10 protein-coding genes are annotated in these 11,432 nt (G+C 73.0%); 8 read left to right on the forward strand and 2 right to left on the reverse strand.

The window, feature by feature from the left end:
• Positions 1–42: 42 nt before the first annotated feature.
• Positions 43–1,215: a serine hydrolase domain-containing protein gene (locus tag ACV530_RS05820; RefSeq protein ID WP_494331168.1), complete on the forward strand. Its 1,173-nt coding sequence runs from the start codon at positions 43–45 to the stop codon at positions 1,213–1,215.
• 260 nt (positions 1,216–1,475) lie between these two features.
• Entirely contained in the window at positions 1,476–2,282 is an 807-nt protein-coding gene (locus tag ACV530_RS05825; RefSeq protein WP_494331139.1) for an SDR family NAD(P)-dependent oxidoreductase, read from the forward strand.
• Here the strand turns inward: ACV530_RS05825 and ACV530_RS05830 are convergent, their stop codons facing one another.
• Positions 2,283–3,134, reverse strand: a complete 852-nt coding sequence (locus ACV530_RS05830; protein ID WP_494331140.1) for a DMT family transporter — start codon at positions 3,132–3,134, stop codon at positions 2,283–2,285.
• 28 nt (positions 3,135–3,162) lie between these two features.
• Positions 3,163–4,923: a dolichyl-phosphate-mannose--protein mannosyltransferase gene (locus ACV530_RS05835; RefSeq protein WP_494331141.1), complete on the reverse strand. Its 1,761-nt coding sequence runs from the start codon at positions 4,921–4,923 to the stop codon at positions 3,163–3,165.
• 68 nt (positions 4,924–4,991) lie between these two features.
• Between ACV530_RS05835 and rsmI the strand changes: the two genes are divergently transcribed.
• The 6 genes from rsmI to ACV530_RS05865 all read left to right on the forward strand — a co-directional run bounded on the left by rsmI (position 4,992) and on the right by ACV530_RS05865 (position 10,741).
• Positions 4,992–5,855: a 16S rRNA (cytidine(1402)-2'-O)-methyltransferase gene (gene rsmI, locus ACV530_RS05840; RefSeq protein ID WP_494331142.1), complete on the forward strand. Its 864-nt coding sequence runs from the start codon at positions 4,992–4,994 to the stop codon at positions 5,853–5,855.
• Positions 5,856–6,063: 208 nt separating this feature from the next.
• Positions 6,064–6,513, forward strand: a complete 450-nt coding sequence (locus ACV530_RS05845; RefSeq protein ID WP_494331143.1) for a hypothetical protein — start codon at positions 6,064–6,066, stop codon at positions 6,511–6,513.
• Positions 6,514–6,522: 9 nt separating this feature from the next.
• Entirely contained in the window at positions 6,523–7,428 is a 906-nt protein-coding gene (locus tag ACV530_RS05850; protein ID WP_494331144.1) for a TatD family hydrolase, read from the forward strand.
• Positions 7,429–7,524: 96 nt separating this feature from the next.
• Positions 7,525–8,949, forward strand: coding sequence for a resuscitation-promoting factor (locus ACV530_RS05855; protein WP_494331145.1), 1,425 nt, complete (start codon positions 7,525–7,527; stop codon positions 8,947–8,949).
• Positions 8,946–9,839 carry a 16S rRNA (adenine(1518)-N(6)/adenine(1519)-N(6))-dimethyltransferase RsmA gene (rsmA, locus tag ACV530_RS05860; RefSeq protein WP_494331146.1) on the forward strand — a complete coding sequence of 298 codons (894 nt, stop codon included), beginning with the start codon at positions 8,946–8,948 and terminating at the stop codon, positions 9,837–9,839. Before ACV530_RS05855 ends, rsmA begins: the two co-directional genes overlap by 4 nt.
• The gene (locus ACV530_RS05865) at positions 9,836–10,741 is read left to right on the forward strand and encodes a 4-(cytidine 5'-diphospho)-2-C-methyl-D-erythritol kinase (protein WP_494331147.1); all 906 of its coding nucleotides are present in this window, start codon (positions 9,836–9,838) and stop codon (positions 10,739–10,741) included. Before rsmA ends, ACV530_RS05865 begins: the two co-directional genes overlap by 4 nt.
• Positions 10,742–11,432 lie beyond the last annotated feature (691 nt).

The raw sequence follows: 11,432 nt of genomic DNA on the forward strand, positions 1-11,432 counted from the left end.
GTTTTGCCAGAGAACGGTACGGATGGGGAGCGGGCGACAGTGGTGGACGTCCAGGGCACGGTGACGGACGGCTTCGAGCCGGTCCGGGACGCCTTCTGCGACAACTTCGCGCGGCGCGGCGAGCGTGGCGCGGCCGTGGCCGTCTACCGCGACGGCCGCAAGGTCGTCGACCTGTGGGGCGGTACGAGGGACGTCGACGGCACCGCGCCGTGGGAGCGCGGCACCGCGCAGATCGTCCGGTCCGCGACGAAGGGTGTCGCCGCGGCCGTGCCGCTGCTGCTGCACCAGCGCGGGCTGGTCGACCTGGACGCGCCGGTCGGCACGTACTGGCCCGAGTTCAAGGCGGCGGGCAAGGAGCGGGTGCTCGTACGCCACCTGCTCGCGCACCGCGCGGGGGTGCCCGCCCTGGACACCCCGCTCACCCCGGCCCAGGCCCTGGACCCGGAGGCCGGCGCGCGGGCCGTCGCGGCCCAGGCGCCCGCCTGGGAGCCGGGTGCGGCGCACGGCTACCACGCGCAGACCTACAGCTGGCTGATCGGCGAGCTGGTGCGGCGCGTGACCGGGCGTACGGTCGGCGACTGGCTCGCGGAGGAGATCGCCGGACCGCTCGGCCTGGACCTGTGGGTCGGACTGCCGCGGTCCGAGGCGTGGCGCGCCGGACGAATAGGCGACGTGGCCCCGCCTGTCGCGCCTGCCGCGGCGGGCCTGCGCGTACGGCCCCGCCAGTCCGTCTCCGACGCATACCGGGACCCGGACTCCCTCACCCGGCGCGCCTTCGCCGCGATCGACCCGGTGCCGGACGAGAACGATCCGGCGTACCGGGCCGCCGAGCTGCCCGCCTCCTCGGGCATCGCCACGGCGGAGGCGCTGGCGCGCTTCTACGCCGCGCTCATCGGTGACGTGGAGGGCGGGCGCCGCCTGTTCGCGCCCGCCACGCTGACCGTGGCGCGCACGGAGGAGTCCGCCGGGCCGGACCGCGTCCTGGTCGTCAACACGCGCTTCGGGCTGGGGTACATGCTGCACGGCGCGGCTTCGCCGCTGCTGGGGGCGGGTTCGTTCGGCCACCCCGGGCGGGGTGGGTCCCTCGCCTTCGCCGACCCGGAGGCGGGTGTCGCCTTCGGCTACGTCACGAACGGCATGCAGAAGAACGTCACGGCGGATCCGAGGGCACAGGCGCTAGTACGAGCCGTGTCCGGCTGCCTGGCGGCCGGCTAGTCCCGCCCCGGCCCCGCCCTTTCACCGTTTCCTCCGGGGGGCAAGCCCCCGGGCCCCCGCAACGCGGCTTCGCCGCGTTGGTCCTCAAACGCCGGACGGGCTGGAGGGTGCCGGCCCGGGCGCGGAAATCCAGCCCGTCCGGCGTTTGAGGACGAGCGGCGGAGCCGCGACAAGGGGGTCTGGGGCGCAGCCCCAGGAGACGGCGAGAGGGCGGGACCGGGGCACAGGTACCTCCGGCGGAACCCGGGCACACTCCCCTCATGGACCCCCTGGCCCGCAGACTCGACGGCTACGCCGTCATCGTCACCGGCGCCGGCCGCGGCATCGGCGAGGCAACCGCCCGCCGCCTCGCGGCGGAAGGCGCCCGCGTGCTCGTCACCGACGCGGACGGCGACCGCGCCGAACGAGCCGCCTCCGCCCTCCGCGCGCAAAACCGCACAGCGGAAGCGCTGCCGTGCGACGTCGCCGACCGCACCGCGGTCGAGGCGGCCGTCGCCCACGCGGTGACCCGCTTCGGCCGCCTCGACGTACTCGTCAACAACGCCGCATCGTGCGCCCCCGACCCCCCACTCGTCGAGGACCACCCGGACGAGCCCTGGCACCGCGACTTCGACATCACCCTCACCGGCGCCTTCCGCTGCGTACGGGCGGCCATGCCGCACCTCGCCGCCGCGGGCGGCCGCGGCTCGGTCGTCAACATCGGTTCCGTCAACGGCGAGCAGGACTTCGGCAGTCACGCCTACAGCGCCGCCAAGGCCGGCCTCGCGAGCCTGACCCGCACGCTCGCGGGCCAGTGCGCCCCGCGCGGCGTACGGGTCAACCTCATCGCCCCCGGCACCGTCCGCACGCCCAACTGGGACGGCCGGGAAGAGGCGTTGGAGCGCGCCGCTCCGCTCTACCCCCTGGGGCGGATCGGACGTCCCGAGGACATCGCGGCGGCCGTCGCCTTCCTCGCCTCCCCGGACGCGTCCTGGATCACCGGCATCACACTGCCCGTGGACGGCGGCATCCTCATCGGCAACATCGGCCTGCGTAAAGCCCTCCGCAGCCAAGACCGAGAAGAGTGATCAACTCGAGTGCAGCATCAGGCCGATGCCGGCCACCATCAACCCCGCAGCCGCGATCCGAGGCGCGCCGAACCGCTCCTTCATGAACACCGCCCCGATCCCCGCCCCCACGATGATGGACGACTCCCGCAGCGCCGCGATCGGCGCGAGCGCCGCACGCGTCTGGGCCCACAGCACCAGGCCGTACGCGAACAGGGACAGCACCCCGCCCGCCAGCCCCCGCACCGCGAACGGGCGGACATCCGCGAGGAACCGGCCGCGCCGGGTGGCCAGCACCCACAGCGGAATCGGCAGCGCCTCGAGGATCATCAGCCACGCGATATAGCCCAGCGAGGAGCCCGACGCCCGTACGCCCAGGCCGTCGATGACCGAGTACCCGGCAATGGACAGCCCCGTGGCGACGGCCGCCCCGATCGCCGCCCAATGAGGTCTCGCGCCCGTCCCGCGGATGCCCCAGAGGGCGAGGCCGACGAGCCCGGCCGAGGCCACGGCGACGCCCGTGAGCTGCCAGGCGTCCGGGAGTTCGCCGGCGAAGACGGCGGCGAGGAGGGTGACGGTCAGGGGCGCGGTGCCGCGCGCGATCGGATACATCTGGCCGAAGTCGCCGAGCGAGAAGGACCGCATCAGCAGCACCTGGTACACGATGTGCACCAGCGCGGACGCGACCAGGTACGGCCACGCCCCGCCCGCCGGCAGGGGCACGAACGGCAGCATCGCCAGCCCGCAGAGCGCGCCACCGCCGCCGACCAGGGTGAAGGCCACGGCCTGGTCCCTGATCCCATGGGCGATGGCGTTCCAACTCGCGTGCGTGACGGCCGCTATGAGGACGGCGGCGGCAACCAGCGGGGTCATGATCACGAACCTAGCGCGCGCCTGATCGTCAGATCCAGGTGTCGAACCACATCCGGTCGCGCCACGCGTCGATCGGGATCGCCTGGCCCGTGTAAATCGGCCAGAAGTAGATGAAATTCCACGCGATCAGCAGCACCAGCGCCCCCGCCCCGGCCGCCCCGGCCACCCGGCGGCGTTCCGAGGAGCCGGGCGGCCCCAGGATCGCCCCGATCATCATGGCCACCGCCAGGCACAGGAACGGGACGAACACCTCCGCGTAGAAGACGAAGATGGTGCGCTCCTGGTACTTGAACCACGGCAGGATGCCCGCGGCCACCGCGCACAGGATCGCGCCGGCCCGCCAGTCGCGCCGCATCGCCCACCGGTACAGCAGGTACACCACCGCGAAGCACGCCGCCCACCACAGCAACGGGGTGCCCAGCGCGAGCACTTCGCGCGCGCACTTGCCGGTCGCGTCCGAAGGGCAGCCGTCGGCGCCGGGCTTGGGCGAGTCGTAGAAGTAGGAGACAGGACGCCCCTGGACGAACCAGCTCCAGGGGTTGGACTGATAGGTGTGCGCCGAGGTGAGGTTGGTGTTGAACTTCCACACGTCGCGCTCGTAATGCCACAGGCTCACCAGCGGGTTGATGATCCCGGCGAGGAAGCCGTCCGAGCTGCGGCCGCCCTCGGTCTCCGCCCAGTGCCGGTAGAAGCCGCTGTGCTGCCAGCCCGCCGTGGAGCTGTACGTACCGCTGTGGACGAACCAGCCCGTCCAGGAGGCGAGATAGACCCCCACCGTCACCGGCACCGTGGACAGGAAGGCCCAGGGCGCGTCGCGGCGCAGCATCGAGCGCCACGGCCGGCGGGCGCCCGCCACCCGGCGCGAGCCCACGTCCCACAGGACGATCAGCACGCCGAACGCGGCCAGATAGATCGCGCCGTTCCACTTGGTGGCGCAGGCCAGTCCCAGGAACACGCCGGCCGCGATCCGCCAGGGGCGCCACCCGAGCTTCAGCCGGTCGCCCACCGCGTCGTCGGGGCGCGGCGTGCCGTCGTCCGCGTGCGGCAGTGCCGAGGCCAGCCGTTCACGCGCCTTGTCGCGGTCGACCAGCACACAGCCGAACGCGGCCACGACGAAGAACATCAGCACCGAGTCGAGCAGCGAGGTGCGGCTCATGACGAAGTGCAGTCCGTCCACGGCCAGCAGCGCGCCCGCGAGACAGCCGAGCAGGGTGGAGCGGAACAGCCGCCGCCCGATGCGGCACAGGATCAGGACGGACAGCGTGCCCAGCAGGGCCGGCATGAACCGCCAGCCGAAAGGGTTCATCCCGAAAAGCTGCTCGCCGATGCCGATGACCCACTTGCCGACCGGCGGGTGCACCACAAAGGTCGCGGCGTCGCCGACCCCGTGGTGACCGGCGATGATCTGCTCGTTGGGGATCTTCTGCCAGTCGACCTCGTAGCCGTACTTCCACAGCGCCCAGGCGTCCTTGGCGTAGTACGTCTCGTCGAATATCACCGCGTTCGGGCTGCCCAGGTTCCAGAACCGGATCAGCCCCGCGACGAGCGTCACCAGCAGCGGTCCGACCCAGCCCAGCGACCGGGCCACCGCGTGGGCCGCGCGCGGCCCCAGCCCGAGCACCGTCCACAGCCGGGTGCCGGGCTCGCGGTGGGGTGGCACCAGCCGCTCGCGCACGCCGGGCCCGGCGGGGGCCGTGTAGCCGAAGCGGCGCAGCCGGAGCTGCCACAAAGGCGGCTGCCCGTCCGCGGTCCGGCCCTGGCGGTCTTGCGTCGCGGTGTCACTGGTCACCGCGCCATCGTAGGGAACCGGCCTGTGCACGTCCCGGGGACCGCGCGCGACCCTGCGAGGATGGGGGCGTGACTGGAACGCTCGTACTCGCAGGAACCCCCATCGGCGACGTGGCCGACGCACCGCCTCGGCTGGCCGCCGAGCTCGCCGCCGCCGAGGTGATCGCCGCCGAGGACACCCGGCGGCTGCGCCGGCTCACCCAGGCGCTGGGCGTGCACACGACGGGCCGGGTGGTCTCCTACTTCGAGGGCAACGAATCCGCCCGTACGCCGGAGCTGGTGGAGGCGCTGGTGGGCGGGGCGCGGGTGCTGCTGGTCACCGACGCGGGCATGCCGTCCGTCTCCGACCCCGGCTACCGGCTGGTGGCCGCCGCGGTGGAGCAGGGGGTCAAGGTCACCGCCGTGCCCGGCCCGTCCGCCGTGCTCACCGCGCTCGCGGTGTCCGGCCTGCCGGTCGACCGGTTCTGCTTCGAGGGCTTCCCGCCGCGCAAGGCGGGGGAGCGGCTCGCCCGGCTGCGCGAGGTCGCGGACGAGCGCCGCACGCTCGTCTACTTCGAGTCCCCGCACCGGCTGGAGGACACCCTCGTCGCCATGGCCGAGGCCTTCGGCGAGGACCGGCGGGCCGCCGTCTGCCGCGAGCTGACCAAGACGTACGAGGAGGTCAAGCGCGGTCCGCTCAAGGAGCTGGCCGTCTGGGCCGCCGGGGACGTCCGCGGCGAGATCACGATCGTCGTCCAGGGCGCGTCCGAGCAGCCCAGGGAGACCGACCCCGCGGAGCTGGTGCGCCGGGTGCGGGTCCGGGAGGAGGCGGGGGAGCGCCGCAAGGAGGCGATCGCCGCGGTGGCCGCCGAGGCCGGTGTGCCCAAGCGCGAGGTGTTCGACGCCGTGGTCGCCGCGAAGAACGCCGCCGGCACTGGTCACTCGGCGCCCTGAAGTAAAGCGTTGTCCCCAATGGCAAAGCCCGGGCCCAGGTCCCGGGCCCTTTGGGCATGAAGCCGTTAAGTTTGCCCCAATTCGTGGGCTGAGCTGCTGCGCAGCGGCCGGGATGGGCGTTCCCTGGGGGTGGGACGTCCCAGCATCCCGGAACGAGGCCGGCGGACACCGTCATCACGCGGTGTCCGACGGGCGACAAGGAGCTGCCATGAGCGACACCGTGGGCACGTCGGAGCACGACACCGCGCATGAGGCGTACGCCTTCGCCTGCATGCGATGCGGGCACGGGTGGGAACAGGCGTATGAAATAACGCACCATCTGGACGCCGAGGGCCGGCCCTACGTCGTCTACTACGCGGACGGCAAGCGGGTGCCCTCCCCCCTCACGCAGCCGACCTGCGAGGTCTGCGGCGCGCACGTCGTACGGATCATGCGCCCCGGCCGGGTGTCCCAGGTCGCCGACGCCCTGCACCTCGCCTCGCGCACCGCGACCCCGGTCGTCGGCACCGCCGGGCCGATCGGCTACGGCGCCCTCGGCGCCGGCCCCGCCCTGGGCGAGCCCGAGCTCTCCGCCGAGAAGGAACCGCGCCGCGAGCACCACTGGCACCTCTCGGACCTGCTGCACCCCTTCCAGCACCACAAGAAGCAGCATCCTTAGACTTCCGGCATGGCATCGAACAGCGGCACCGGCGAGCAGAAGAAGCAGAGCGACAAGGACGCTCCCCCGCCGCTCCCCGCACCGCTGAACGTGCCGGTGGCCGACTCGCACACCCACCTCGACATGCAGGGGGGCACCGTCGCGGAGTCCCTCGCCAAGGCCGCGTCCGTCGGGGTCGCCACGGTGATCCAGGTCGGCTGCGACCTCGCCGGGTCGCGCTGGGCCGCCGAGACGGCCGCCGCGCACGAGAACGTCTGGGCCACGGTCGCCCTGCACCCCAACGAGGCCCCGCGGATCGTCCTCGGCGATCCCGACGGATGGTCGCGCCAGGGCGCCCGCGAGCCCGGCGGCGAGGCCGCGCTCGAGGCGGCGCTCGAGGAGATCGACGCCCTGGCCGCACTGGAGGCGGTGCGCGGCGTGGGCGAGACCGGCCTGGACCGGTTCCGTACGGGCCCCGAGGGCATGGCCGCGCAGGAGCTCTCCTTCCGCCGCCACATCGACATCGCCAAGCGGCACGGCAAGGCCCTCGTCATCCACGACCGGGACGCGCATGACGACGTCCTGCGCGTCCTGGCCGAGGAAGGCGCCCCCGAGACCGTCGTCTTCCACTGCTACTCCGGCGACGCCGCGATGGTCAAGATCTGTGCCGAGGAGGGCTATTACCTCTCCTTCGCCGGGAATGTCACCTTCAAGAACGCCCAGCACCTGCGCGACGCCCTCGCCGTGGCCCCGCTCGACCGGGTTCTCGTCGAGACCGACGCGCCGTTCCTGACTCCCGCGCCCTACCGCGGGCGCCCCAACGCGCCCTACCTCATTCCGGTCACGTTGCGGGCGATGGCCGCCGTCCGAGGGCTGGACGAGGACGTGCTGGCCACGGCGATCGCCGAGAACACCGCGCGCGTGTTCGCCTACTGACCCCGGTATCGCGACACAGTGTGAACATCGGGCTTTGGAGAGTGACGAAAGCTCCGCTACAGTCCTGGCCCGTTGGCCCGGATCCGATGGAGTGTCGTGAGTCATCCGCAGGGCGGCTCCCCAGCGCCGCCGTACGGCCCCTATGCGCCCTTCGAGACGTACGAACCGCGTGAGACGTACGAGACGTACGGACCGCACGAGCCCTACGGGTTCGGCGAGCCCGGCGAGCTGCACGGCTTCGGTGAGCCCCAGGGCTTCGGCGGGCCCGGTGAGCCGCACGAGCCGTACGTCCCCCGTCAGTCCGCCCCGCCCGGGACCACCGACGTCCCCCCGGCGGAACCCGCCGCACCCGCCCCGGCCCCCGCCCCGGCCCCGGCCGTATCGGCCACGTCCCGCCGGGCCGCGCGCCGCAAGCGCCAGGGCATCGGAACCGAGCCGCTGCGCAGGCTGCTGCCCCAGGCCCTCGTCGTCGCCTTCCTCGCCGGCGGCACCTCCGCCTTCATCGCCAGCGACAAGGCCGTCCAGCTCAGCGTCGACGGCCGCCCCCGCACCCTGCACACCTTCGCCGGGGACGTGGACGAGCTCCTCGCCGACGAGGGCATGGCCGTCAGCGAGCACGACATCGTCGCCCCCGGCCGCCACCACGACCTGGCCACCGGCGACCGCGTCATCGTCCGCTACGGGCGCCCCGTCACCCTCAACCTCGACGGCGAGCGCCGGCAGATCTGGACCACCGCCGAGACCGTCGACGGCGCCCTTCGCCAGCTCGGCGTACGGGCCGAGGGCGCCTACCTCTCCGCCTCCCGCTCCGCCCCCATCTCCCGCCACGGCCTGAACCTGGACGTCCGCACCGAGCGCACCGTCACGTTCATGGTCGACGGGCACGAGTACCTCGTCCGTACGAACGCCGCCACCATCCGCGAGGCCATCCGGCAGGCCGGCATCGCCCTGCACGGCCAGGACACCACCTCCGTCGACCCGGAGAGCTTCCCCCGCGAGGGCCAGACCGTCTCGATCATGCGCATCAGCGGCGGCCGGGAGGTCCGCGAGGAGCCCATCGACTTCACCACCGAACGCCACGACGACCCTGGCCTCCCCAAGGGCACCCAGGTCGTCTCCCAGCGCGGCGAGAAGGGCGTCGAACGCGTCACATACGAGCTGCGCACCGTCAACGGCGTCAAGCAGAAACCGAAGAAGATCAGCTCGGAGACCGTGAGCAAGCCCCGCACCCAGATCGTCAAGGTCGGCACCAAGCCCATGCCCACCTCGGTCCAGGGCTCCGACGGGCTGAACTGGCACGGACTCGCCCAGTGCGAGGCCGGCGGACGCCCCGACGCCGTGGACCCCTCCGGCACCTACGGCGGCCTCTACCAGTTCGATGTGCACACCTGGCAGTCCCTCGGCGGCAGCGGCCGCCCCCAGGACGCCCCCGCCGGTGAGCAGACCCTCCGGGCCAAGAAGCTCTACGTCAAGCGGGGGGCGAGCCCGTGGCCCATGTGCGGCCGTAAACTTCACGGGTGAGCTCCAGCCCCAGCACCAGCCCCAGCGCAGACGATTCCGGCGCCCTGCTCGGCCCCGCCGACATCCGCGAACTGGCCGCCGCCCTCGGGGTGCGGCCCACCAAGCAGCGCGGCCAGAACTTCGTGATCGACGCCAACACCGTCCGCCGCATCGTGCGCACCGCCGAGGTGCGCCCCGACGACGTCGTCGTCGAGGTCGGCCCCGGTCTCGGCTCGCTCACCCTCGCCCTGCTCGAGGCCGCCGACCGGGTCGTCGCCGTCGAGATCGACGACGTACTCGCCGCGGCCCTCCCGTCCACCGTCGCCGCCCGCCTGCCCGACCGCGCCGACCGCTTCGCGCTCGTGCACAGCGACGCGATGCACGTCGCCGAGCTGCCCGGCCCGCCGCCCACCGCGCTGGTCGCCAACCTGCCGTACAACGTCGCGGTGCCTGTGCTTCTGCACATGCTCGCGCAGTTCCCCAGCATCGAGCGCACCCTCGTGATGGTCCAGGCCGAGGTCGCCGACCGCCTGGCGGCCCCTCCGGGCTCCAAGGTCTACGGCGTCCCGTCGGTCAAGGCCGCCTGGTACGCCGACGTCAAGCGCGCCGGCTCGATCGGCCGCAACGTCTTCTGGCCCGCCCCGAACGTCGACTCGGGCCTCGTCTCCCTGGTGCGACGCACCGAGCCGCTGAAGACCACGGCCACGAAGGCGGAGGTCTTCGCCGTCGTCGACGCCGCCTTCGCCCAGCGCCGCAAGACGCTGCGCGCAGCGCTCGCCGGCTGGGCCGGTTCCGCGGCCGCGGCGGAGGCCGCGCTGGTGGCGGCCGGCATCTCGCCGCAGGCGCGGGGCGAGTCGCTGACTGTGGAAGAGTTCGCGGCGATCGCCGAGAACAAGGAGCCGAGCGCGTGAGCGTCCCGTCCGTCGCCGTCCGCGTCCCCGCCAAGGTCAACGTCCAGCTCGCCGTGGGCCCCCCGCGCCCCGACGGCTTCCACGACCTGGCGAACGTCTTCCTCGCGGTGGGCCTGTACGACGAGGTCACGGTCACCCCGGCGGACGAGCTGAGGGTGACCTGCGCCGGGCCGGACGCGTCCCAAGTCCCCCTCGACGCAACCAACTTGGCGGCGCGCGCGGCGCTGGCGCTGGCGAAGCGGTACGGGCGCCCGACGGCTGACGTCCACATCCACATCGACAAGGACATCCCCGTCGCCGGCGGCATGGCCGGCGGCAGCGCGGACGGCGCGGGCGCGCTGCTCGCGTGCGACGCGCTGTGGGGTACGGGTGCGTCGAGAGACGAACTCCTCGCCATTTGTGCCGAGTTGGGCAGCGACGTGCCGTTCTCGCTGGTGGGCGGGGCGGCGCTTGGCCGCGGGCGCGGCGAGCTGCTCACGCCGCTGGAGGTCGGCGGCTCCTTCCACTGGGTCTTCGCGGTCGCGGACGGCGGGCTGTCCACCCCCGCGGTGTACGCGGAGTGCGACCGCCTGCGCCCGGTGGCGGACGAGCCTCGTCCTTCGGATGCCCTTCTCGCGGCGTTGCGGGACGGCGACCCCGTCGCCCTGGCGGGCGCGGTCTCCAACGACCTTCAGGCGGCGGCTGTTTCGTTGCGCCCTTCGCTGACGGAGACGCTGGCTGTGGGTACGGAGGTAGGTGCGCTGGCCGCCATGGTCTCGGGCTCCGGCCCGACCACGGCGGTCCTGGTCGAGGGCCCGGAGGCGGCGGAGAAGGTCGCGGAGGGGCTGCGGGCGTCGGGCACGTGCCGGGCGGTACGGGTGGCGGCGGGGCCGGTGCCGGGTGCGGTGGTGGTCCGCCGGTAGGTGGGGCCCCAGTCCCACCCTCTCGCCGTCTCCTGGGGCTGCGCCCCAGACCCCGCTTGTCGCGGCTCCGCCGCTCGGCCTCAATCGCCGGCCGGGCTTGATTTTCGCGCCCGCGCGAAAAACCAGCCCGGCCCGGCACCATCCAGCCTGTCCGGCGTTTGAGGACCAACGCGGCGGAGCCGCGTTGCGGGGGCCCGGGGGCGTAGCCCCCGGAGGAAACGGTGAAAGGGCGGGACCGGGGCACCAATCCCCTCCCCGCGCGGGGCGGCGGCAACGGTGGGTGGTTTACGTGGCGGGTGCTTGGCCGTCCGCCCGTTTCGTCGTGGCGGGCGTTTGAAAAGCGGCGGGTTACGGGAGCGGGTGCGGGTCGCCTGGGCGCCGTTGCCGTCGCCGGGGTGGGCGGTTTGCGGTGCGGATGGGACGGGTGTGATGTGACGGCGCGTCAGCGGTGAGTTGGTTACGTTCCATACCGGACATAAGTGGCATGGAGCGTAACTTTGAGCGCGTCGATTAATAACGTGCAACCTCGTGGGGTCGGTTGTCGTTGTCCTGGTGTGGGTGTGCCTGGGGACGTGGGCAGTGCGCTGGCGGTGAAGTTCAGGGAGCTCTTCCCTCATCTCGATGAGCGGCAGCGGCGGTTGGTGATAGGAGCTGAAGCGCGGGCGCTGGGGCATGGAGGGATGAGGGCGGT

It is taken from the genome of Streptomyces sp. SX-6, assembly GCF_059089585.1.